Source organism: Streptomyces sp. NPDC059668 (genome assembly GCF_042734135.1).
Lineage (GTDB): Bacteria > Actinomycetota > Actinomycetes > Streptomycetales > Streptomycetaceae > Streptomyces.
Genome location: NZ_JBHWEL010000007.1, coordinates 167071 through 188730, shown reverse-complemented (window position 1 = coordinate 188730; position 21660 = coordinate 167071). Strand labels below are relative to the sequence as shown.

Annotated in this window: 20 protein-coding genes; 10 read left to right on the top strand and 10 right to left on the bottom strand. The window is 71.8% G+C overall.

The features are described 5' to 3' along the window. Nucleotides 1-7 precede the first annotated feature (7 nt). Together ACFV2J_RS08735 and ACFV2J_RS08730 are read right to left on the bottom strand one after the other, a co-directional pair. Entirely contained in the window at nt 8-1732 is a 1725-nt protein-coding gene (locus tag ACFV2J_RS08735) for a fatty acyl-AMP ligase (RefSeq protein ID WP_385437818.1), read from the bottom strand. A 582-nt stretch (nt 1733-2314) separates the two neighbouring features. Beyond that, complete coding sequence (locus ACFV2J_RS08730; RefSeq protein ID WP_385096178.1) at nt 2315-2530, bottom strand: hypothetical protein; 216 nt, start codon at nt 2528-2530, stop codon at nt 2315-2317. A 344-nt stretch (nt 2531-2874) separates the two neighbouring features. Here ACFV2J_RS08730 and ACFV2J_RS08725 point away from each other — a divergent pair, with 344 nt between their 5' ends. Together ACFV2J_RS08725 and ACFV2J_RS08720 are read left to right on the top strand one after the other, a co-directional pair. After that, nucleotides 2875-4119: an MFS transporter gene (locus tag ACFV2J_RS08725; RefSeq protein ID WP_385096181.1), complete on the top strand. Its 1245-nt coding sequence runs from the start codon at nt 2875-2877 to the stop codon at nt 4117-4119. A 152-nt stretch (nt 4120-4271) separates the two neighbouring features. Next, on the top strand, nt 4272-5033 hold the full coding sequence (locus tag ACFV2J_RS08720; RefSeq protein ID WP_385096185.1) for a maleylpyruvate isomerase family mycothiol-dependent enzyme: 762 nt from the start codon (nt 4272-4274) through the stop codon (nt 5031-5033). A 16-nt stretch (nt 5034-5049) separates the two neighbouring features. Here ACFV2J_RS08720 and ACFV2J_RS08715 read toward each other — a convergent pair whose 3' ends face one another. Next, nucleotides 5050-5454: a MarR family winged helix-turn-helix transcriptional regulator gene (locus ACFV2J_RS08715; protein WP_385096187.1), complete on the bottom strand. Its 405-nt coding sequence runs from the start codon at nt 5452-5454 to the stop codon at nt 5050-5052. A gap of 85 nt (nt 5455-5539) precedes the next feature. Between ACFV2J_RS08715 and ACFV2J_RS08710 the strand changes: the two genes are divergently transcribed. Further along, nucleotides 5540-7042, top strand: a complete 1503-nt coding sequence (locus ACFV2J_RS08710) for an MFS transporter (protein ID WP_385096190.1) — start codon at nt 5540-5542, stop codon at nt 7040-7042. Nucleotides 7043-7236: 194 nt separating this feature from the next. Continuing rightward, nucleotides 7237-7518, top strand: coding sequence for a DUF6332 family protein (locus ACFV2J_RS08705; protein WP_385094468.1), 282 nt, complete (start codon nt 7237-7239; stop codon nt 7516-7518). Here the strand turns inward: ACFV2J_RS08705 and ACFV2J_RS08700 are convergent. The 3 genes from ACFV2J_RS08700 to ACFV2J_RS08690 all read right to left on the bottom strand — a co-directional run bounded on the left by ACFV2J_RS08700 (nt 7479) and on the right by ACFV2J_RS08690 (nt 10292). Then, entirely contained in the window at nt 7479-8144 is a 666-nt protein-coding gene (locus tag ACFV2J_RS08700; RefSeq protein ID WP_385094471.1) for a response regulator, read from the bottom strand. The genes ACFV2J_RS08705 and ACFV2J_RS08700 overlap by 40 nt on opposite strands. Continuing rightward, entirely contained in the window at nt 8141-9406 is a 1266-nt protein-coding gene (locus ACFV2J_RS08695) for a sensor histidine kinase (protein WP_385094474.1), read from the bottom strand. Before ACFV2J_RS08695 ends, ACFV2J_RS08700 begins: the two co-directional genes overlap by 4 nt. A 148-nt stretch (nt 9407-9554) precedes the next feature. After that, nucleotides 9555-10292 (bottom strand): TetR/AcrR family transcriptional regulator, encoded by a 738-nt coding sequence (locus tag ACFV2J_RS08690; protein ID WP_385094477.1) that lies wholly within the window; start codon nt 10290-10292, stop codon nt 9555-9557. Between the two features lie 147 nt (nt 10293-10439). Here ACFV2J_RS08690 and ACFV2J_RS08685 point away from each other — a divergent pair, with 147 nt between their 5' ends. Next, complete coding sequence (locus ACFV2J_RS08685; protein WP_385094480.1) at nt 10440-10889, top strand: nitroreductase family deazaflavin-dependent oxidoreductase; 450 nt, start codon at nt 10440-10442, stop codon at nt 10887-10889. A gap of 274 nt (nt 10890-11163) precedes the next feature. Here the strand turns inward: ACFV2J_RS08685 and ACFV2J_RS08680 are convergent, their stop codons facing one another. Beyond that, the gene (locus tag ACFV2J_RS08680) at nt 11164-12369 is read right to left on the bottom strand and encodes a geranylgeranyl reductase family protein (RefSeq protein ID WP_385094483.1); all 1206 of its coding nucleotides are present in this window, start codon (nt 12367-12369) and stop codon (nt 11164-11166) included. 184 nt (nt 12370-12553) lie between these two features. Here ACFV2J_RS08680 and ACFV2J_RS08675 point away from each other — a divergent pair, with 184 nt between their 5' ends. Beyond that, nucleotides 12554-13909 carry a dipeptidase gene (locus tag ACFV2J_RS08675; protein ID WP_385094486.1) on the top strand — a complete coding sequence of 452 codons (1356 nt, stop codon included), beginning with the start codon at nt 12554-12556 and terminating at the stop codon, nt 13907-13909. A gap of 185 nt (nt 13910-14094) precedes the next feature. Here ACFV2J_RS08675 and ACFV2J_RS08670 read toward each other — a convergent pair whose 3' ends face one another. Further along, on the bottom strand, nt 14095-15135 hold the full coding sequence (locus ACFV2J_RS08670; protein ID WP_385437811.1) for an NUDIX domain-containing protein: 1041 nt from the start codon (nt 15133-15135) through the stop codon (nt 14095-14097). 301 nt (nt 15136-15436) lie between these two features. Then, nucleotides 15437-15631, bottom strand: a complete 195-nt coding sequence (locus tag ACFV2J_RS08665) for a hypothetical protein (protein ID WP_385437809.1) — start codon at nt 15629-15631, stop codon at nt 15437-15439. A 143-nt stretch (nt 15632-15774) separates the two neighbouring features. On the opposite strand from ACFV2J_RS08665, the gene ACFV2J_RS08660 reads away from it, so the two are divergent. The 3 genes from ACFV2J_RS08660 to ACFV2J_RS08650 all read left to right on the top strand — a co-directional run bounded on the left by ACFV2J_RS08660 (nt 15775) and on the right by ACFV2J_RS08650 (nt 18011). After that, entirely contained in the window at nt 15775-16269 is a 495-nt protein-coding gene (locus ACFV2J_RS08660) for an excalibur calcium-binding domain-containing protein (RefSeq protein WP_385097979.1), read from the top strand. A 136-nt stretch (nt 16270-16405) separates the two neighbouring features. Continuing rightward, nucleotides 16406-17029 (top strand): hypothetical protein, encoded by a 624-nt coding sequence (locus ACFV2J_RS08655; protein ID WP_385097976.1) that lies wholly within the window; start codon nt 16406-16408, stop codon nt 17027-17029. Nucleotides 17030-17213: 184 nt separating this feature from the next. Then, entirely contained in the window at nt 17214-18011 is a 798-nt protein-coding gene (locus tag ACFV2J_RS08650) for a transglutaminase domain-containing protein (protein WP_385437806.1), read from the top strand. Nucleotides 18012-18101: 90 nt separating this feature from the next. Here the strand turns inward: ACFV2J_RS08650 and ACFV2J_RS08645 are convergent, their stop codons facing one another. Beyond that, complete coding sequence (locus ACFV2J_RS08645; RefSeq protein ID WP_385088540.1) at nt 18102-18746, bottom strand: dihydrofolate reductase family protein; 645 nt, start codon at nt 18744-18746, stop codon at nt 18102-18104. Nucleotides 18747-19329: 583 nt separating this feature from the next. On the opposite strand from ACFV2J_RS08645, the gene ACFV2J_RS08640 reads away from it, so the two are divergent. Then, nucleotides 19330-21363 (top strand): NPCBM/NEW2 domain-containing protein, encoded by a 2034-nt coding sequence (locus ACFV2J_RS08640; protein ID WP_385088538.1) that lies wholly within the window; start codon nt 19330-19332, stop codon nt 21361-21363. Nucleotides 21364-21660 lie beyond the last annotated feature (297 nt).

Sequence of the window (21660 nt, the reverse complement as noted above, 5' to 3'; positions counted from 1 at the left end):
GGCGCCGTCACCCCGGGGCGGGCGCGCCCACCGTGGAGAGGGTGCCGTCGAGGTACGCCGCCCGGGAGGCGCGGCGCTGGATCTTCCCGCTGGACGTCTTCGGGATGGTGCCGGGGTGGACCAGCACCACATCACGTACCGGCAGGCCGTGGGCCTCCCCGATCGCGCCGCGGATCAGGTCGACGATCTTCTCGGACTCGCCCAGCGCCTCGGGGGCCGTCTCCGCGACGACGACGGGCTGTTCACCCTCCTCCCCGGCGTCCACGGAGAAGGCCGCGGTGCAGCCGGGCCGCAGCGCCCAGTGGGACATCTCGGCGGACAGTTCCAGGTCCTGGGGGTAGTGGTTGCGGCCGTCGATGACCATCAGGTCCTTGAGGCGGCCGGTGACGAAGAGTTCACCGTCCCGCAGGAATCCGAGGTCGCCGGTGCGCAGGAAGTGCCCCTCGCGGTCCTTCAGGGTGGCCCGGAACGTCTGCCGGGTGGCGAGGGCGTTGCGCCAGTAGCCCTTGGCGACGCTCGCGCCGGCGACCCAGATCTCGCCGACCTCGCCCTCGGGCAGTTCCTCCTGCCGCTCGGGGTCGGCGACGACGACGGTGGTACCGGGGCCCGGCCGGCCGGAGCCGACCGCCGCCGCGTCCGCCGCGCCGGCGTGCGGCCCGGTCGCCGCGGACTCGGCGAGCGTGGGCGGGGCCTGCACGGAGCCGCCGGTGACGATCAGCGTGCCCTCAGCCAGGCCGTAGCACGGGTAGAGGGCCTCCCGGCGGAAGCCCGCGGCGGCGAAGGTCTCGGCGAACCGGCGCAGTGTGGCGGCGCGCACCGGTTCCGCGCCGTTGAAGGCGACCCGCCAACGACTCAGGTCGAGCCCGTCGAGGAGTTCGGGCGTGGCGTGCTTCAGGCACAGCTCGTAGGCGAAGTTGGGGCCGCCGCTGGTGTGCGGGCGGTAGTGGCTGACGGCGTTCAGCCAGCGCTCGGGTCGTTGCAGGAAGTGCAGCGGCGAGAAGAACGTGGCGGTCACGCCGAGATGCACGGCGTTCAGGACCGGGCCGATGAGGCCCATGTCGTGGTAGACGGGCAGCCAGCTGACGAAGAGTTCGTGGCCGTACTCCTCGATCACCTCGGGGGTGTGACCCATCCGCTCCGTGATCACCCGCTCGTTGTCCAGCAGGTTTCCGTGGGTCACCATCACACCGCGCGGGGCGGAGGTGGATCCGGAGGTGTACTGGAGGAAGGCGACGGAGTCGGCGGTGAGTTCGGGTTCGCGCCAGGAACCGGCCGCCTCGTCGGGGATGTCCTCGGTCGCGACACAGGTGATCCCGGCCAGTTCCGGCAGGTGCTCCGCCATGCCGGCCAGGGTGGACATCACGTCACGGCCGCCCAGGATCACCTTGGCGTCCGCGTCGGCCATCAGGCGCTTCGTCCGGAGCAGGGCACGGTGGTTCTGCGACCGTCCCTGGGGAGGCACACCGGGTACGGCGACGACTCCGGCCGAAAGGCAGCCCAGATAACCGGACATGAACTCGAGTCCGGGTGGATAGAGCAGTATCGCGCGGGAACCGGCCAGTCCGCGTTCCTGAAGCCAGGCTGCGACGGCCCGGGACCGCTCGGCCAGCCGTCCGTAGGAGATGTCCTGGATCTCTCCGTCGCAGTCACCCGTGACGAGATACCGGTAGGCGGTCCGGTCCGGTTGTCGGGAGGCGTGCGCGGTCAGTAAATCGACCAGGGAACGAGCCATATGAGGTGTCTCACCTGTTCGGATGAGTGAGCGGGAAAACTGGAGTTCGAAGGCCGCGTCACAGATACGCGCAGATGCCGTGTCCGCCTGGCCCCCTTGCCAGAGCGTCCGTCTCGACCAACCCGCCCGAGGAGCAGCGCAATTGCGTCCGCCCGCTCCCCGCGACCCCCGTTCGACTTGCTACCAACGAGTAGGACGATAGCAAGACTTGTCGCTCAGTCCCGTGTAACCCCGAGTACAAATCGTGGAATTGCACGGTCCGCCGACCGAACACCGTTCCCGGACAGCTGAATTGGCTGGTGCACGCCGCGACGGAAGTGAATATGTGCGTCGCGTCACCCACTTCGAACAATGTCCCGCCGACCGACACCGCGGGAAGCCGACCGACACCGAGGGAATACGACTGCTCCGCCACCCCGCACGATGCCCGCCCCGGCGTCGCACCCGGGCAACTCGCCCGCGTTCCGGACGGGGACCGGACAGGAACCGGGCAAGCAACGGGAAGCGACCGGGCAAGTGCCGAACGACAGCGAGGCGGACCGCGCGATGCGCGGTCCGCCTCATACCCTCGCCGTCGAGGGATTACTGCCTGACGTTGATGGCCTGACCGGCCCCCGAGTCCGCCGCCGACCACGAGGAGTGGTCGTTGAGCGCGGCCGACTCGTTGTGCGCGGAGATGTTGGCGACGTGCTTGGTGACGTTCACCGTCTTGCCGATGCTGAACTTCAGCCGTCCCAGAGCCTCACGGCCCGGCAGCAGCTCCGCCGACTCGGCGTCCAGTTCACGAGGATCCATCATGATCAATTCCCCCTAAGGAATCGGTGCCCTGTGCTCGTCGGGCGCGGTCAGGTTCCCCCCGGACTCGCGCCCAACTTCGTCGGACGAACTGTCCAACGAGATTGGACACTAGGGGATGCGGGGCTCGCGTCGCAAGGGATTCAGGAGAGGCGACAAGGGGTGAATAGGAGTTCGAATAGATCGGCCTCACCCCCGACCCGCCACTCCGGCCCCTCGACCTCCCGCCCCAGCCCGGACGACCCGGATCCCCCGGCACCCCACCCCACCGCACCTTCCCGCGATTACCCCGCGATTACCCCGCGAACAGCCTTGCCGCAGCTCAAGCGCCCCCTTACCGTGACTTTGTGCCGAAAATAAACAAAACCCGTACGCGCAACGTCGCGCCAGACGACGGCAAGGACCTCACCCGCCTCCGTATAGCCCTCACCGCCTTCTTCGCCCTCGACGGGTTCGTCTTCGCCGGGTGGGTCGTCCGCATCCCCGCCATCAAGGAGCAGACCGGCGCCTCGGCGAGCACCCTCGGGCTCGCGCTGCTCGGGGTGTCGGCCGGCGCGGTGATCACGATGACGCTCACCGGAAGGCTGTGCCGGCGGTTCGGCAATCACCCGGTGACCGTCGTCTGCGCCGTCATCCTCTCGCTGAGCGTGGCGCTGCCGCCGCTCACCCACTCCGCGGCGGCCCTGGGCGCCGTGCTCCTGGTGTTCGGCGCCGCCTACGGCGGGATCAACGTGGCCTTCAACAGCGCCGCCGTCGACCTGGTGGCCGCGCTGCGACGGCCGATCATGCCCAGCTTCCACGCGGCGTTCAGCCTGGGCGGCATGGTGGGCGCGGGACTCGGCGGACTGGTCGCGGGATCACTGTCCCCCACCCGCCATCTGCTGGGGCTGACTCTCATCGGCCTGCTGGTGACCGCCGTGGCGGGACGCGTCCTGTTGCGCGAGGAGGCTCCGGCGGGACCGGGCCGTCCGCACCACGACGACGCCCCGGCAACACCGGACCGTCCGCACCCCGGCAAGGTACGAGTGTCCCGCCGCGTGGACTCCCGTACCCGGCTGCTGGTCCTCGTCTTCGGCGTGATCGCCCTGTGCACGGCGTACGGCGAGGGAGCGCTGGCCGACTGGGGCGCGCTGCACCTGGAACAGGACCTGGACGCCCACCCCGGCGTCGCGGCCGCGGGCTACTCCTGCTTCGCGCTCACCATGACGGTCGGACGGCTCAGCGGGACGGCGCTGCTGGAGCGGCTCGGACGGACCCGGATCCTGGTGATGGGCGGTGCGACGGCCGCGGCCGGCATGCTGCTCGGGTCGCTCGCCCCCTCCGCGTGGGCCGCGCTGCTGGGATTCGCCGTCACGGGACTCGGCCTCGCCAACATCTTCCCCGTCGCCATCGAACGCGCGGGCGTCCTGGCCGGACCCGGCGGTGTCGCCGCCGCCTCCACACTCGGCTACGGCGGCATGCTTCTCGGGCCGCCCGCCATCGGGTTCATGGCGGACTGGTTCTCCCTGCCCACGGCGCTCACCAGCGTGGCCGCCCTGGCCGCCGTGGCCGCCGTCATCGGCTTCACGACCAGACGGGTCGCGGTGGCCTGACGCCGGCCGGCCGTTCGCTTCGGGCTCCTCGCCACGCCTGCCGTCACCTGAACCGTCACCCGGGCCGTCGCCGGACGAACGCCGCGAGCCCGCCGATCGGACACCCTCCTGAGCCCGTCCCCCACGCACGGTTCGTCGGGCAGACTCACCCCATGGACGTTGCGGAATTCGTGGAAGCCCTCGACCTGGAGGGCAGTTCGCTGGCGGCGGCGGCCGAGGAGGCGGGAACGGACGCCGAGGTCGCGACCTGCCCGGGCTGGCAGGTGCGGGATCTCGTGCGGCACACGGGCATGGTGCACCGCTGGGCGCGGGCCTTCGTCACCGAGGGGCACACCGCGTACCTGCGGGACGGCGGGCTGCCCGCACTCGACGGCGCCGAACTCCTGGCCTGGTTCCGCGAGGGCCACCGCCGGCTCGTCGGCAGTCTGGCCTCCGCGCCGCGGGACGTGGAGTGCTGGAGCTTTCTGCCCGCACCCTCACCGCTCGCCTTCTGGGCCCGGCGACAGGCGCACGAGACGGCCATGCACCGGGTCGACGCGCAGTCCGCGCTCGGCGGGACGCCGGGTACCGTCGCCCCGGACTTCGCGGTGGACGGGATCGACGAGTTGCTGCGCGGCTTCCACGGACGGGCACGGAGCAAGGTACGCACACAGGAGCCCCGTGTGCTGCGGGTGCGGGCGACGGACGCCGACGCGGTGTGGACCGTACGGCTGTCACCCGAACCGCCCGTGAGCGAGCGCGAACCGGCTCAGGGTGCGCGGCGGGACGGCGGCGCCGACGTCGACTGCGAGGTGTCCGGTCCGGCCGCACAGCTCTATCTCGCGCTGTGGAACCGGCTGCCGTTCCCGGGCGTGACCGGCGACGACTCACTCGTCACGCTGTGGCGGGAGACGTCCGCGGTCACCTGGAGCTGAACGGGGCGGTGCGGCCTCAGACGGCCGGATCGCCCGCCAGCATCCTCGCGAGCACCGCGCGTTGCAGCGGCAGCACCTCGCGGTGCAGGTCCAGCCCCTTGGGCGTGAGGGACACCCGCACACCCCGCCGGTCCTCCTGGCACATGCCGCGCGTCACGAGGCCGTCCTTCTCAAGCCTGGCCACCAGCCGGGAGAGCGCGCTCTGACTCAGATGCACACGGTCGGAGATCTCCTGGACGCGGTAGGAACAGGCGCCGTCCGTCCCCGCGTCCCCGGCCAGCACGTCGAGCACCTCGAAGTCGCTTGCGCCGAGGCCGTGTCGGTGGAGCACACGGTCGACCTCGCACAGGGTGCGCGCATGCACCGCGAGTATGTCGCGCCACTGGTCCACGAGCACCTGCTCGGCCTTCTCCGCCGCCATGGGCGCACCGTAGCAAAGAATCTCCTTTGTTGCATCGGCATTAAATGCATTTGCATTGAATGCGTGTGCATGTACTCTCTTCGGCATGACCTCCCCGCTCACCGCTTCCGCGTCTCTGGGACGCTGGACCCCCCGCCTGTGGGGCACGCTGCTGGTGCTCTGCGCCGCGATGTTCCTGGACGCACTGGACGTGTCGATGGTCGGCGTCGCCCTTCCGTCCATCGGCTCCGAACTCGATCTCTCCACCTCGACGCTGCAATGGATCGTCAGTGGCTACATCCTGGGATACGGCGGACTGCTCCTGCTGGGCGGACGCACCGCCGACCTGCTGGGCCGCCGCCAGGTCTTCCTGGTGGCCCTCGGCGTCTTCGCGCTCGCCTCACTGCTCGGCGGCCTCGTCGACTCGGGCCCGCTGCTGATCGCCAGCCGCTTCATCAAGGGCCTGAGCGCGGCGTTCACCGCGCCGGCGGGCCTGTCGATCATCACCACGACGTTCCCCGAGGGCCCGCTGCGCAACCGCGCCCTGTCGATCTACACCACCTGCGCGGCCACCGGCTTCTCGATGGGGCTCGTCCTGTCCGGACTGCTCACCGAGGCCAGCTGGCGCCTGACCATGCTGCTGCCCGCGCCGATCGCGCTCGTCGCACTCTTCGTCGGCATGAAGCTCCTGCCGCGCAGCGAACGGGAGAAGGACCACAACGGCTACGACATCCCGGGCGCCGTCCTCGGCACGGCGTCGATGCTCCTGCTCGTGTTCACCGTCGTCCAGGCGCCGCAGGCCGGCTGGGCCTCGGCCCGCACCCTGCTGTCCTTCCTCGCGGTCGCCGTCCTGCTCACGGTCTTCGTCCGGGTCGAGCGGCGCTCACCCGGACCCCTGATCCGGCTCGGGGTGCTGCGCTCCGGCAGCCAGATCAGGGCCCAGCTCGGCGCGATGGCGTTCTTCGGCTCGTACGTCGGGTTCCAGTTCCTGGTCACCCTCTACATGCAGTCGCTGCTCGGATGGTCGGCGCTGCACACCGCGCTCGCCTTCCTGCCCGCCGGTGCGCTGGTCGCGCTCTCCTCGACCAAGGTCGGCTCCGTGGTGGACCGCTTCGGTACCCCGCGACTGATCGCCGCGGGCTTCGCGCTGATGGTGATCGGCTACGCGCTGTTCCTGCGCGTCAGCCTCGACCCGGTGTACGCGTCCGTGATCCTGCCGACGATGCTGCTGATCGGCGCGGCCTGCGCGCTGGTCTTCCCGTCGCTCAACATCCAGGCCACCAACGGCGTCGACGACCACGAACAGGGCATGGTCTCGGGCCTGCTCAACACCTCGGTCCAGGTGGGCGGCGCCATCTTCCTGGCGGTCGTGACGGCGGTCGTGACCGCGAACTCCTCCGGGGACTCCTCCCCGCAGGCCGTCCTCGACAGTTACCGGGCCGGTCTGCTCGTGGTCACGGGCATCGCCCTGGCGGGGCTGCTGATCACCCTGCCGGGCCTGCGGACGCGGCGCCCACGAGGGTCCGTCGTGGTCGCCCGGTCCGCGCGGGAGACGTCACACGAGACGGCGCGGGAGACGGCGCAGGAGCAGGTGCCGGTCCGCGACTGACCGGTCCTCGCGGCCTGTGCGCCGCACCCGGGCCACGCCGGCCGACGGTCACCCCGGCGCCACCGGATCACCCGGGCACGACGCGATCGGCACGGACCCGCCGATCGCCCCGGTCCATCCCGTTTCGTGCTCAACTCGACGCGCCCGGCGGGGCATTCCTTGCCCGCCGGGCGTGCCGCACGGACACTTGCCGGATGAGACCGACACGTACGCAGGACCAGCGGGACGCGATCACCGTGGAGATCGGGTACGCGTTGTTCAGCGCGGCGTTCGCGGCGGCACTCGCGCTCGGGGCGGTCTCCGGCCCCGCGCTGCTGTTCCATCTCCCCCTCGCCGTCGAGAAGTTCCTGATCACCTCGGGGATAATGCTGGCCGTGGCGCTCTTCGCCGTACGTGTGGTCACGGTACTGATCCGGTTCGGCCGCGCGGCCGGCGCTCAGCCCAGCCACCCCGGCCGGACCAACCCCGACTCGTAGGCCATCACGACCAGTTGGGCCCGGTCGCGGGCTCCGAGCTTCACCATGGTCCGGCTGACATGGGTCTTGGCGGTGAGCGGGCTGACGACAAGTCGTCTCGCGATCTCGTCGTTGGACAGACCGATGCCGACCAGGGCCATCACCTCCCGCTCCCGCTCCGTGAGCCGGACGAGGAGACCTGCCGCCGCCGGCTCCTTCGACCGGGCCGCGAACTCGGAGATGAGCCGCCGGGTCACCCCCGGTGACAGCAGCGCGTCGCCCTCGACCACCGCCCTCACCGCGCGCAGGAGTTCGTCCGGCTCGGTGTCCTTGACGAGGAAACCGGAGGCGCCGGAGCGGATCGCCTCGAAGACGTACTCGTCCAGCTCGAAGGTGGTCAGCATGACCACCTTGACGTCCTTCAGGTCCGGGTCGCCGGTGATGCGACGGGTCGCGGCCAGCCCGTCGAGCACCGGCATGCGGATGTCCATCAGCACGACGTCGGGCCGCAGTGCGCGCACCTGGCGCAGCGCCTCGTCGCCGTCGGCCGCCTCACCGGCCACCTCCAGGTCCGGCTGCGCGTCGAGCAACGCCTTGAAGCCTGCCCTGACCAGCGACTGGTCGTCGGCGAGCAGTACGCGGATCACCGGTCCTCCTTGACCTGCAGGGGCAGTACGGCCAGCACCCGGAAACCGCCGTCGTCGCGCGGGCCCGCCTCGATCGTGCCACCGAGGGCGGCGGCCCGCTCCCGCATGCCGGCCAGTCCGTGCCCACTGCCGCCCGCGTCGGCGTCGGTTCCGGGGCCGTCGTCGTCGACGCGCAGCCGCAGCGCATCCCCCGACGACTCGACCCGCACGCGCGCGTTCCGCGATCCCGAGTGCCGTACGACATTGGTGAGGGCCTCCTGCACGATCCGGAACGCGGCGAGATCGATGCCGGGCGGAAGCTTCGGGGGCGCGCCCCGGACCTCGACGGCCAGGCCCGCGGCCGCCGCCTGCTCGACGAGCTCCGGGAGCCGGTCGAGTCCGGGCGCCGGAGCCCGGGGCGCGTCTCCCGGGGTGCGCAGGGTGGCGAGAACCTGTCCGACCTCGCCGAGCGCCTCCTTGCTCGCCTCCTTGATGGTGGTGAGCGCCGAGCGCGCCTGCTCGGGATCGGAGTCGAGGAGCGCGAGACCGACGCCCGCCTGGACGTTGATCACCGAGATGCTGTGCGCCAGGACGTCGTGCAGCTCGCGGGCGATCCGCAGCCGCTCCTCGTCGGCGCGCCGTGCCGCGGCCTGCGCGCGCTCGGCGCGGTCGCGGGCCCACTGCTCGCGGCGTACGCGCACCAGTTCCGAGACGGCGACGATCGCCACGGCCCAGGTGACGACGCCGATCTCGCGGGTCCAGGAGACCGCCCGGTCCCCCGTCGGCGGCAGCCAGTGGTAGAGCCAGTGCGCCATGAGCAGATGGCCGAGCCAGAGCATGCCGATGGCCGCCCAGGCGGCTCGCCGGTGTCCCGTCACGACGGCGCCGAAGCAGCCGACGGCGGCCGTGAGGAAGACGGGCCCGTACGGGTATCCGGCGCCCAGGTAGACCAGGGTCACCGCGGCCGTACCGAAGGCGACGAGCACCGGACGCCGCTGCCGCCACAGCAGCAGAGCGCAGCCCACGAGAAGGAGTACCCGGGCGAAGGGGTCGAGTGCCCCGCGGTCCCCTCCCTGGGCGTGCGCGGCGAACTGCGAGCCGACGAGCACGAGGAGGGTCAGCAGCAGGGTGGAGCGCCAGGGCAGGCGGCCCGCGCGAGCCTCCGCGCCGCCGGGATCCCCGCCGGTCCACCCGGGGGGCCCGGCCCACCCAGGGGGCCCGTGCCGCCGCCACGGCGGCCCGCCGCCCCGCCCCGGGGACCTGGGGGTTCGCTGCTCTTCCATGACGGCCACGCTAGACGGCACCGGCCGCCGACGGCGTCAGCCGGACGAGGTGATCACACGTACTCCCCACGGAGTAGCGCCGCCCGCCTCACCGTGGCCCCGCCGTGGCTCCGCCGCACCGCCGGGCCCTGTCCACGCGGGCGCTCTCTCAGGAGCCGGCCCGGCCGGACTTTCCACCGGCCGAGCCCGCGGGCTCCGGGTACACCAGTCCCACGCCGTGCGCGAGCTGGTCCGCCGCGTGCCGGAAGAACTCCTCCCGGTCCTCGACGACCCGGTTGAACTGCCCGAAGACCTCGAAGCCGATCAGGCCGAAGAGCTGCGCCCAGGCGGCCACGAGGGCCACCACGGCCTCGGACGGCAGGTCGGGGGCGAGGTCGGCGGCCATCCGCCGCGCCTCCGGCCGCAGGCCGGCGGGCAGCGGGGTGCGGGCCACACCCTTGCCCTGGTGGGCGTCGCGGATGATCCCGGCCAGGAGCAGCCCCACCCGGGAGGCGGCCGGGACGGTGGTCTGCGGCGCGCTGTACCCGGGCACGGGTGAGCCGTAGATGAGCGCGTACTCGTGCGGATGCTCCAGCGCCCAGCGGCGCGCCGCCAGGCAGACCCGGATCCAGCGTTCGCGCGGGCCGGCTGTCACGGCCTCGGCATGCGCCGCCTCCGCGCTCTCGCCGAGCGAGTCGTAGGCGTCGATGATGAGCGCGGTCAACAGGTCGTCACGGCTGGGGAAATAGCGGTACAGCGCGGAGGAGGCCATACCGAGCTCGCGGGCGACGGCGCGCAGCGAGAGCTTGGCGGCTCCCTCCGCGGCGAGTTGTTCGCGCGCCGCGTCCTTGATGGCCGCGGTGACCTCGATCCTGGCTCGGGCTCGTACTCCTCGTGCGGTCGTCATGAGAGGCAGTCTGCCACGTTTCCAGAGCACTGCACACAAACGAGAGCACTGCTCTTGCTTTGGATCACCGCTCTCGTGCAGACTGCTCTCAAGCGAGAGCAGTGCTCACAAAAGTGATCGGCGCTCTCCTATTCGATGGGGGTCCTCATGTCCACGCATGTCCAGAAGCCCGGCTGGTTCACCGTCAACGTCTTCAACCGCGCCGTGGCCTGGATGACCCGTCGCGGCCTCAGCGTCTGGGGTTCCCGGGTCCTGGCCGTCCGCGGCCGCAAGAGCGGCGAGTGGCGCACGACGCCGGTCAACCTGCTCACCGTGGACGGGCAGAACTACCTGGTCGCGGCACGCGGCCACGTCCAGTGGACGCACAACATGCGGGCCGCGGGCGGCGGCGAGCTGCGCCTCGGCAAGGAGGTCGACACGTTCACGGCGACCGAGGTCTCCGACGACGACAAGGTCCCGCTGCTGCGCGCCTACCTCAAGCGCTGGAAGGCCGAGGTCGGCGTCTTCTTCAAGGGGGTCGGCCCCGACTCCTCCGACGAGGAGCTGCGCCGCATCGCGCCCGACCACCCGGTGTTCCAGGTCCTGGTCAGGAACTGACCGCCGCCGCGCGGGGGCCGGGCGGCCCCCACTTCACCCGCGGAAGGGCTGGTCCCGAAACCGGGGCCACCGGCCCGACGCGCCCCGGCCGGCGATCCGGCGCACCCGGACCTCCGGCCCGACGCACCCGCCCCGCCGGCCAACCCGCCGGGCGACCCACCCGACGTCCGCCGATCACCGATCCGGAGCCCGGCGGTCCGTCACGGGTTCGCCGCGCGCGAGCCCTCCGCGCCCGGTCCGGGCGAAGCGTGCCGCGCCGGGACCGCCGGCCGGCTCACTTGTCGAGCGCGGTGAGGGCACGCCCCGCCAACGGGTGGGAGCGCACGAGCTCCCCGAGCGTGGTCGAGCCGCGCGTGATCCGGGCGAACGCGTTCCAGGCGGGCCGGAGGCCGGTCAGGACCGCGTGCAGCGTGCCCGGCCGTCGTTCGAACGCGGTGAGCATGCGCTTGCCGACGCTCATCTCGACGCCGAGCCCGGCCTTGATGGCGAAGGCGTAGTTGAGCGCCTGGCGGCGGGTGTCCACCGCGTCGTGGGCCTCGGCGATCCGCACCGCCCACTCCCCCGCCAGCCGGCCGGAGCGCAGTGCGAAGGAGATGCCCTCGCGTGTCCACGGCTCCAGGAGTCCCGCCGCGTCGCCGCACACCAGCACCCGCCCGCGCGACAGCGGCGAGTCGTCGGCACGGCAGCGCGTCAGGTGACCCGAGGAGATGCTCGGCTCGAACCCGGCCAGCCCGAGCCGGGCGATGAAGTCCTCCAAGTACCGCTTGGTTGCTGCGCCTTCACCGCGGGCGGAGATCACACCGACGGTGAGTGTGTCGCCCTTCGGGAACACCCAGCCGTAACTGCCGGGCATGGGACCCCAGTCGATCAGGACCCGCCCCCGCCAGTCCTCGGCGACGGTCTCCGGCACCGGGATCTCCGCCTCCAGGCCGAGGTCGACCTGGTCCATCTTCACCCCGACATGCGCCCCTATGCGGCTGGCGCTGCCGTCCGCGCCGACCACCGCCCGCGCCAGCACCGCCTCGCCGCCCTGCAGCACGACGGCGACGGTGCGCCGGTCCGGCACGGCCGACCCGTGCTGCTCGACCCGGGAGACCGTGACACCCGTACGCAGCTCGGCGCCCGCCTTCTGCGCGTGCTCGACGAGCTGCTGGTCGAACTCGGGCCGGTTGATGAGCCCGAACAGCATCTGCTTGGAGCGCCGGGTGCGGGTGAACTTTCCGTCCAGCGAGAACGTCACCGCGTGCACGCGGTCTCTCAGCGGCAGCTCGAAGCCGGGTGGCAGCGCGTCGCGCGAGGGGCCGATGATTCCGCCGCCGCACGTTTTGTAGCGCGGCAGGTCCGCCTTCTCCAGCAACAGGACGCTGCGTCCCGCGACCGCTGCCGCATAGGCGGCGGAGGCGCCCGCGGGCCCCGCGCCGACCACGACGACGTCCCACACCATCTGTCCGTCGTCCGCCGAAGAGTTCTCGCTGCTCACGATGGTCTACTGCTCCCAGTCCAGCCGTCTGCCGCACCTGTCTCCCGCATCCTACGGTGGACGTCGCCGCAGACCACTGTGGGAGGATCGGCACCGTATACGCCCTGCACACCAGTGCGCGTGTGCGCACCACCCGGTCACCCGTACACAGAAGTACAACGTCGCACCCACAAGGAGCGTGCCCATGTCGTCGAATCCGGTCGCCGAGACCGTCGCCTCGCTGATGCCCGCGGCAAAGGCGGAGCTCACCGAACTGGTGGCCTTCAAATCGGTGGCGGACTTCGGCCAGTTTCCGCGCGCCGAGAGCGAGGGCGCGGCGAACTGGATAGCGGACGCCCTCCGTGCCGAGGGCTTCCAGGACGTGGCGCTGCTCGACACCCCGGACGGGACGCAGTCGGTGTACGGCTTCCTGCCCGGGCCCGAGGGCGCGCGGACGGTCCTGCTGTACGCGCACTACGACGTGCAGCCGCCGCTGGACGAAGCGGCGTGGACCTCGCCGCCGTTCGAGCTGACGGAGCGGGACGGACGTTGGTACGGGCGAGGGACCGCCGACTGCAAGGGCGGCCTGGTCATGCACCTGCTCGCGCTGCGCGCGCTGAAGGCCAACGGCGGCGTTCCGGTCAGCATCAAGATCATCGCCGAGGGTTCGGAGGAACAGGGCACGGGCGGTCTCGAACGCTACGCCGAGGAGCACCCGGAGCTGCTGACCGCGGACACCATCGTCATCGGCGACGTCGGCAACTTCCGGCTCGGTCTGCCCACGGTCACCTCGACGCTGCGTGGAATGACCCTCGTCCGGGTCCGGATCGACACCCTGGAAGGCAACCTGCACTCGGGGCAGTTCGGCGGCGCGGCGCCGGACGCGCTCGGCGCGCTGATCCGGGTCCTGGACTCGCTGCGCGCGAAGGACGGTTCGACGACGGTCGACGGACTCACCGGTGACGCGCGCTGGGAGGGGCTCCAGTACGACGAGGAGGCGTTCCGCCAGGACGCCAAGGTGCTCGACGGGGTCGAGCTGATCGGCTCCGGTTCGGTCGCCGACCGTATCTGGGCCCGCCCCGCCGTCACGGTCCTCGGCATCGACTGCCCGCCGGTCGTCGGCGCCACCCCGTCCGTGCAGGCGGGCGCCCGCGCGCTGGTCAGCCTCCGGGTGCCGCCGGGCACGGACGCGGCCGAGGCGACCAAGCTGCTGCAGGCCCACCTGGAGGCGCACACGCCGTGGGGCGCGCGGGTGAGCACCGAGCAGATCGGCCAGGGCCAGCCCTTCCGCGCCGACACCTCCAGCCCCGCGTACACGGCGATGGCGGAGGCGATGGCGGTCGCGTACCCGGGTGAGGAGATGCAGTCGGCCGGCCAGGGCGGCTCCATCCCGCTGTGCAACACGCTGGCCTCGCTCTACCCGCAGGCGGAGATCCTCCTGATCGGGCTGAGCGAGCCGGAGGCGCAGATCCACGCGGTGAACGAGAGCGTCTCGCCGGAGGAGTTGGAGCGTCTGTCGGTCACGGAGGCGCTGTTCCTTCAGAAGTACGCGGCGAGCTGAGTGGTCCCGGAGGAGGCCCGCGCCTCGGGGCGAGGCGCGGGGTTCCTCCACCACACGCCGGGAGGCGTCGTGACGCCCCGTGCGGTGGGCGGGTCGCGGACGCGACTGCCGTGCGCGGCAACGGGGGCCCGTACAGACTGAACTGATTGATCGTCAGTTCATGCCCTCGGCCCGGGTTCGGCGGCTCAGCCGACCGGGACGCCGGCCTCCAGATAGAGTGCGGCGCCGCGCTCCCGTGCCCGCAGCGCCCACCGCAGCCGCTCATAGCGCACCGGGGGCAGCAGCTCGGCCGCCTCCTGTTCGGTGACGAAGCGCCAGGCGCGCAACTCCGGCCCCGGCAGCAGCAGTCCGCGGGCCCTGTCCGAGCCGAGCAGACCGCCGTCGTAGAGGAGGCGCAGACCGCCGTAACCCGGCGGCGCGGGCGGTTCCCAGTCGACGACGAGCAGGCCGGGTACGTCGTCGAGCCGTATGCCGGTCTCCTCGGCGACCTCGCGCATCCCCGCCCGGGCGGGGGCCTCGCCGGACTCCACGACGCCGCCGGGAAACTCCCAGCCCGCCTTGTACGTCGGGTCGACGAGCAGCACCCGGTCCTGCTCGTCGAAGAGGAGCACGCCCGCGGCGACGGTCTCGGAGGTGGGCTCGGGGGTCTGCACGATGTCGCAGGCGGGCACGGTGCCGGTGCGGACCGCCTCGGCGATGCGCAGTGCGGTGTCGTACGGGGTCAGGGCGCTGGTGTCCACGGGGTGAGCGTCGGCGGTGAGCCAGGAGGCGAGCGCCGCGCGGTAGGGCTCGATGTGGTCGTAGCACCACTGACGCATCCGTATCTCGCCGTCCGGCAGGTCCTCGGGTGTCTGCCGGCCCGCGATGCGCTCGCGCAGGATCGTTTCCGCCGGTGCGAGGAGCACATGGCGCACCTCGATCCGGCGCGCGGCGAGGCCGCCGAAGATCTCGTCGCGGTACTCCTGACGCAGGAGGGTCATGGGAATCACGAGGACGCCGCCCAGCTCCGCGAGCATGGCGGCCGCGGTGTCGACCACCAGGCGCCGCCAGATCGGCAGGTCCTGGAAGTCGCCGACCTCGGCGAGGTGTTTGGGCGGCAGCAGCTTCGTGAGTCCGCCGCCGATGACCTCGGGGTCGAAGAGCGTGCTGTTCGGGATCAGGTCGATCAGTTCCCGTGCGGTGGTCGTCTTCCCCGCACCGAACGCACCGTTGATCCAGACGATCACGGTTCCCCCTCTTCTGTTGGCCCCCTGTGGCTTGCCCGCTCCACCCTGCCACGGAAACCAGCCCCTGATGAGGGAGCCGAACCGCGGGGGGGGGGGGGGGGGGCCGCGGGGCGGGGGGGGGGCGCGGGCGGGCGGGGGGGGGGGGCGCGGCCCGGCGGCGGGGGGGGGGCGCCGCCCCCCCGCCCCCGCCGGGACCCCCGCGCCCCGGGGCGCGCGCGCGCGGGGGCCGGCCGCCCCCCCGCGGGGGGCCCCCCGCCCCCCCCCCGCGGGTCGCTTCGGCTCAGCCGTCCCGGGCCGGTGTTCAGCCCTTGCGGTCCGGCGCGGAGTCGTCCGTGGCCAGACTGTCGCTGCTGAGCGTGTGGTCGACGGAGCTGAGCGTGTCGTCGACGTGCAGGTCGCCGAGGGCGCTGCCGTCGAGGGCGTGGGACGGGGTGATCGCCGCGACGACGAACCCGGTGGCGAGGGAGGCGATGGCCATCATGCTGCGCTTCTTCATGCCCGGTTCAACTCCGAAATCGGCGACGGGTCACGGTCCGGTGACGACAAGTCACGGCTCGGTCACGCAAACCCCGCTCACCCCTTCCTGGCACATTCACGCCACTACCGTCATCCCACCCGAAACGCCCCAGGGGGGACGACATGACCAATCCGTACAGCGCGGGACCCGCCGGCGGGCCCCCGGCCCCGAACGTCCGCACCGCGCCGGGCTGGGCGCGCAAACGCTACGTCGTGCCCGCGCTCGCCGTGACCCTCCTCGTCGGCGTCGGCATCGGCAACAGTGGCGGCAACTCCACCGAGTCGGCCGCGGCCCGGACCCGCCCGACACCCACCGTCACCGCCACCACCACGGCCACCGCCACGCAGACGGCGACGGAGACCGTCATCGCGACACCCTCCGCCACCGTGACCGTGCGCGCGACGAAGACCGTACGGGCGACGGTGACCGCGCGGCCGGCCGCCGCGGGTGGCGGTAGCGACGACAGCGACGGAAACGGTGGAGGCGGCGGCGGGAGCTCCGTGTACTACGAGAACTGCACCGCCGCCCGTGCGGCCGGTGCCGCTCCCGTGCACGTCGGGGACCCCGGCTACGGCCGCCATCTCGACCGTGACGGGGACGGCGTGGGCTGCGAGTGAGGAGTCACGGCCGCACGTGATCCCGACAACCGCCCGTCCGTCACGGGTCGATGACGGTCGGCGGGGAATCGGACGTGGGCCGTTTCGTATGCTGTTCAGTGTATTCCGTCCGCACCAGCACCACTTGGGGGAATACGTGCACACTCGGATCATCGGCGTCATCCTGCTCACGTTCGGGATCGGCGGCGTCGTCGCCTGTCAGCCGACGGACGGCGGCAGGGCCACGGGCACTTCGACCGCCGCGGCCTCGACAGCGAAGGACGACAAGCCGACCGCGGCCGAGCGGAAAGCGGTGCCCGACTTCGTCGGAATGGGCCTGCAGTCCGCTCAGGACGAGGCACAGAAGCAGGGCTTCCGCTCACTCGCGTCGCACGACTCGCTCGGCCGCGACCGCCACCAGATCCTCGACCGGGACTGGAAGGTCTGCACCCAGAACGTGCGGGCCGGCACGACGGTCCGCACCGACACGGCACTGGACTTCGGTTCGGTGAAGCTCGCCGAGACATGCCCGCCGAAGGATGTGGCGCCCCCGTCCACGGCGGGCGGGAAGCTTCCGGACTTCGCGGGGAAGTCCGTGAAGGCGGCGCGGGACGCGCTCGACCCGAGCACGTCGTTCACGGTCAAGGACGCCTCCGGCGCGCACCGTTGGATCCTGGTCGAGAGCAACTGGAAGGTGTGCACGCAGTCTCCGGCCGCCGGTGCCGCACTCCGCGGCCAGCCGGTGGAACTCACGGCGGTCAAGTTCGACGAGTCCTGCTAGCCAACACGTCGCGGAAAGGCCCGGCGCAGCCCTGCGCCGCCCGGCGGAACGCGGCACGGACATCCCGGCGGAACGCGGTACGGCGCGGTGCCGTGCGATGCCCACACCACAGTTGAACACGTTCAAATTCTCTGTCACGATACCTCTCGTCACCCGGAGGGTGCCGGACGAGAGGACCACGGCCATGACGAGCTCGCTTCTCACGCCCCGAGGCCGCGTCCGCACGGACCCGACCGGCGGAGGAACGGCGGCGGGGAGCGACGCCCCGACGCGGATCCTCGACTGGCGGCATCCTCGCGTCGCCTCGCTGCTCCGGCGCATCGGTCCGCCGGCGGGATCGGCGGGCGCCTCGGATCCCGCCCTGCGGACGGCGGCCCTGCGTCGGGCCCACCGCCAAATCGTCGCGGACGTGCGGCCCGTGTACTCGGTGCAGGACGAGCGGCCCGTGTCGGAGGTACTTCGCCGTGGTCGCGGATCGTGCAGTCAGAGGCTGGCCGTACTGGAGGCCGTCGCGCGGGCGTCCGGGGTGGCCACGCGGGTGCGCGGGCTGCTGGTGGACGGGACGTTCTGGTATCCCCGCTTTCCCCGGCTGCACCGGATCGTGCCGGACCGGGTTCTTCTCGCGTGGCCGGAATTCCGCCTCGACGGCCTTCCGCCGGCCGGCCACGCCACCGCGCCCTGGTTGTCGGTCTCGGAACTCTTCGGCGGCCTGGACGAGTTGAGCGAGGGGGCCGGTGGCGGCTTCACCAACACCGGACCGGAGACGCTCTTCGAGGCGCTGTCCAGGACGGCGATCGACTGGGACGGCGCGACGGTCTGCCCCGCCGCCGGCGCCGCCTGCGATCTCTCGGCCCATGTCCTGGCGGATCTCGGGCACTTCGACTCACGCGACGAGCTCTTCGCCCGCCACGGGCAGACCCTCTGCACCATGGCGCGGCTCCTGGCCGAGCCCGTCCTGGGCCGCCGCGCGGCGGGCGTCTGACGCCCCGACCGGGAAGGTTCACCGGGCAGGCGGTCACGTTCGCGCATCACGCGCCGCGGCCGTGCCGGGATTCCCCGGTGGCCCCACGCGTCATTTTCGCCAGAACAGGTGGTGCGTCACGCCGCTCGGGCTGGGCACGACGTCGAGATGGAACCGGTCGAGCAGATCATCGGGCGACTCCCAGAGGCGCAGGCCGGACCCGAGCTTCACCGGCGCGACCGCCACGTGCAGGGTGTCGACGAGGTCGGCGTCGAGGAACTGCCGGATGGTGGTGACCCCGCCGCCGAGTCGGACGTCCTTGCCCCGCGCCGCCTCCCGCGCCTGATCGAGGATCGCGGTCGGGCTGCCCTCGACGAAGTGGAACGTGGTGTCGGAGAGCGTGATCGAAGGACGCCCGTGGTGGGTCATGACGAACACCGGGGTGTGGAACGGGGGTTCGTCACCCCACCACCCGCGCCAGTCATGGTCCTGCCAGGGCCCGCGCTGAGGCCCGAACTTGTTGCGGCCCATGATCTCGGCGCCGATGTCGCGTGCGAAGTCCCGCGTGAAGTAGTCGTCGAGGCCACGGCTCCCTCCGGGGTCGGTGCGCATGGGCCAGCTCGCCGTGGCGCCGGCCCAGGAGAACAGTCTCTCGGGCTCGGCGTGGCCGAACGGACTCTCGAAGCTCTGGTGCTCACCGGCACCGATCCCGTCACTCGACACGTTGAAGTTCATGACTCTCAGCAACTGATCCATGTGATTCCTCATCAGATCGTGGTCGCGGCCGCGTGCGGCGAAGTGCCCCACATCAGGATGTCGAACGGGACACGGCCGGATCGACAGCGGCCCGTAACTTTTTCCGGAGCCCGCCCGGCGTGAGGGTTCGCATACGCCGTTCGGCGGCGTCCCGTGCCCACCGGCGCGGCGACGAGCCGGCCCGGGCACGCGGACCCGTACCCCTCGGGCGACCAGGAAGACCGCACACCCGCGAAGGACGGCGTCACGTCGGGTTCAAGGCGCCGCCTGACCCATTCGGGGCGCCACCCGACACAGACGGATGCGGCACGGACCTCCGATGTCCTGCCGAGCCCTCGGTTTCGGCCACGCCCGCCGGTCGACGACCGCGCCGCGCGCCCTCCTCCGGGTTCATTCAACACAACCGAACGTCAGGCCCTGATGCCGTTCCCCATGTCATCGCGTCGTCAAGGGTTCTGACGGGATATCGGACAGTCCTCGCCCTCCTCTTCCAACAGAGTCAGACACGTCCTACCGTAAACGCGCACGCTTGTCGCGGACATGCAGAACATCTCGACTCTCGCGAGTTCGGAGGAACGTAACGATGCGTCACCTTCACACCCGCACGACCCGCAGCAGATTGGTCGGAGCGCTCGTCGCAGGACTGCTGTGTACGACCGGCCTCGCCGCACCGGCCCTGGCGGCCCCCGCCACGAACCCGGTCACCCCGGCCCTGGCCGACGGGCTCGCCCTCACGCCGCCGATGGGCTTCAACAACTGGAACTCCACGCACTGCCGGCCGGAGTTCAACGAGAGCATGGTCAAGGGGATCGCCGACCTCTTCGTCGAGAAGGGCCTCAAGGACGCCGGGTACCAGTACGTCAACCTGGACGACTGCTGGGCCCTGCCCTCCCGGGACGCGGACGGCAAGCTGGTCCCGGACCCGGTCCGGTTCCCGGACGGGATCAAAGCCGTCGCCGACTACGTGCACGCCAAGGGGCTCAAGCTCGGCGTCTACACCAGCGCGGGCACGAAGACGTGCGACAGCGCGGGCTTCCCCGGCGCCCTGGGCCACGAGTACAGCGACGCACGGCAGTTCGCGGACTGGGGCGTCGACTACCTCAAGTACGACAACTGCAACAACCAGGGCGTGGACGCCAGACAGCGCTACACGACCATGCGGGACGCGCTGGAGGCCGCGACCCGGGACACCGGGCGCCCCATCGTCTACAGCATCTGCGAGTGGGGAGAGAACAAGCCCTGGCAGTGGGCGTCCGACGTCGGGCATCTGTGGCGCACGACCGGGGACATCAGCGACAACTGGGGCTCGATGCTGTCGATCCTCAAGCAGAACCTGCCCCTTGCCCCGTACGCCGGTCCCGGGCACTGGAACGACCCGGACATGCTGGAGGTCGGCAACGGCGGGATGACCGACACGGAGTACCGCTCGCACTTCTCCCTGTGGTCGGTCATGGCCGCACCGCTGCTCATCGGCTCCGACCTGCGCAAGGCGACGCCCGCAACCTTCGACATCCTCGCCAACAAGGAAGTCGTGGCGGTCGACCAGGACCCCCTCGGCAAGCAGGGCACCGTGCTCTCCTCCGAGGGCGGACGCTGGGTGGTCGCCAAGGAGATGAAGGACGGCAGCCGGGCGGTGGCGCTGTTCAACGAGACCGGCGGCGCACAGCGCATCGCCACCACCGCGGCGGCCGTGGGACTCCCGGCGGCTCCCGCCTACACCCTGCGCGACCTGTGGCGGCACCGGAGCTACAACACCGCGGGCGGCATCTCCGCGACCGTCCCCGCGCACGGCACGGTGCTCGTCCGCGTCTCGGCCGGACGCGGCTGGGCCGAGCAACCGCCCGCCGTCGAACTCGGCCTGGACGGAAACCCGTTGGTGGAAGCGGGCGGGTCGGCGACCCTCACGACGACGGTCACCGACCTCGGCCGCACGACGGCGCGACGCGTCGCCGTGACGCTCAGCGGGCCGGCGGACTGGACGATCGAAGCCGCGTCACGGACCACCGCGCCGGCGGTACCGACCGGTCGTTCGCTGCGCACGAAGTGGCGGCTCACCGTGCCCGAGGGCACCGCCACCGGATCGTACGACCTGACGCTGCGGACGACGTACCGCTCGCCGCGCGGCGAACGCGTCGAGAACGTGCTGCCCGTCACCGCCTCCGTGGTCGTGCCCCCTCCTTCGGGCGCCTCCTCCCTCGGTGACCTGCCGTGGATGTCGGCGGCCAACGGGTACGGGCCCGTCGAGCGCGACACGAGCAACGGCGAGAGCGCCGCGGGCGACGGCCATCCGATCACCCTCGGCGGTGTCGTCCACGCGAAGGGCCTCGGTGTGCACGCCGCGAGCGCCGTCGAGTACTACACCGGCAGACAGTGCGAGAGCGTCACCGCGGACGTCGGGGTCGACGACGAGAAGGGCGACAGGGGCACCGTCGCCTTCGAGATCTGGGCGGACGGCACCGAGGTCGCCTCGACCGGGGTTCTGACCAACACGATGCCCGCGCAGCCGCTCTCGGCCGACGTGAGCGGCGCCCAGGTCGTCCGCCTGGTCGTCACCGACGGCGGTGACGGGATCGACTCCGACCACGCCGACTGGGCGGACGCGCGGCTGACCTGCTGAGCGGCCCGGACCGGCCGGGAGGCTAAGCAAGGTGGGAAGGGCCGGGAAGGTCGTAAGGGCCGGGAAGGTCGGCCCGGCGCGGTCGGCCGACCGGGTGAGCGGCTCGCCCACCGGAGTGAGCCGCTCCCCCGCCTTCCGACCCCGTGACCGACACACCGACCGACTCCGCAACCGACACCGGTCGGCCGCGTGACCGACGCACGGACATAGCGACACACCCGATGACCGGCCGGCCGGGGGGGGCGCGCGGCGGCGCGCCGGCCGGCCGGGCGGACGCGCGCGGAAAGAGCGGGTGGG

What these genes read in the sequence shown, in the direction of transcription:
- ACFV2J_RS08735 (WP_385437818.1), bottom strand. Translation starts at nt 1,732, where the DNA reads ATGGCTCGTTCCCTGGTCGATTTACTGACCGCGCACGCCTCCCGACAA.
- ACFV2J_RS08730 (WP_385096178.1), bottom strand. Translation starts at nt 2,530, where the DNA reads ATGATGGATCCTCGTGAACTGGACGCCGAGTCGGCGGAGCTGCTGCCG.
- ACFV2J_RS08720 (WP_385096185.1), top strand. Translation starts at nt 4,272, where the DNA reads ATGGACGTTGCGGAATTCGTGGAAGCCCTCGACCTGGAGGGCAGTTCG.
- ACFV2J_RS08715 (WP_385096187.1), bottom strand. Translation starts at nt 5,454, where the DNA reads ATGGCGGCGGAGAAGGCCGAGCAGGTGCTCGTGGACCAGTGGCGCGAC.
- ACFV2J_RS08710 (WP_385096190.1), top strand. Translation starts at nt 5,540, where the DNA reads ATGACCTCCCCGCTCACCGCTTCCGCGTCTCTGGGACGCTGGACCCCC.
- ACFV2J_RS08705 (WP_385094468.1), top strand. Translation starts at nt 7,237, where the DNA reads ATGAGACCGACACGTACGCAGGACCAGCGGGACGCGATCACCGTGGAG.
- ACFV2J_RS08695 (WP_385094474.1), bottom strand. Translation starts at nt 9,406, where the DNA reads ATGGAAGAGCAGCGAACCCCCAGGTCCCCGGGGCGGGGCGGCGGGCCG.
- ACFV2J_RS08690 (WP_385094477.1), bottom strand. Translation starts at nt 10,292, where the DNA reads ATGACGACCGCACGAGGAGTACGAGCCCGAGCCAGGATCGAGGTCACC.
- ACFV2J_RS08685 (WP_385094480.1), top strand. Translation starts at nt 10,440, where the DNA reads ATGTCCACGCATGTCCAGAAGCCCGGCTGGTTCACCGTCAACGTCTTC.
- ACFV2J_RS08675 (WP_385094486.1), top strand. Translation starts at nt 12,554, where the DNA reads ATGTCGTCGAATCCGGTCGCCGAGACCGTCGCCTCGCTGATGCCCGCG.
- ACFV2J_RS08665 (WP_385437809.1), bottom strand. Translation starts at nt 15,631, where the DNA reads ATGAAGAAGCGCAGCATGATGGCCATCGCCTCCCTCGCCACCGGGTTC.
- ACFV2J_RS08660 (WP_385097979.1), top strand. Translation starts at nt 15,775, where the DNA reads ATGACCAATCCGTACAGCGCGGGACCCGCCGGCGGGCCCCCGGCCCCG.
- ACFV2J_RS08650 (WP_385437806.1), top strand. Translation starts at nt 17,214, where the DNA reads ATGACGAGCTCGCTTCTCACGCCCCGAGGCCGCGTCCGCACGGACCCG.
- ACFV2J_RS08645 (WP_385088540.1), bottom strand. Translation starts at nt 18,746, where the DNA reads ATGGATCAGTTGCTGAGAGTCATGAACTTCAACGTGTCGAGTGACGGG.
- ACFV2J_RS08640 (WP_385088538.1), top strand. Translation starts at nt 19,330, where the DNA reads ATGCGTCACCTTCACACCCGCACGACCCGCAGCAGATTGGTCGGAGCG.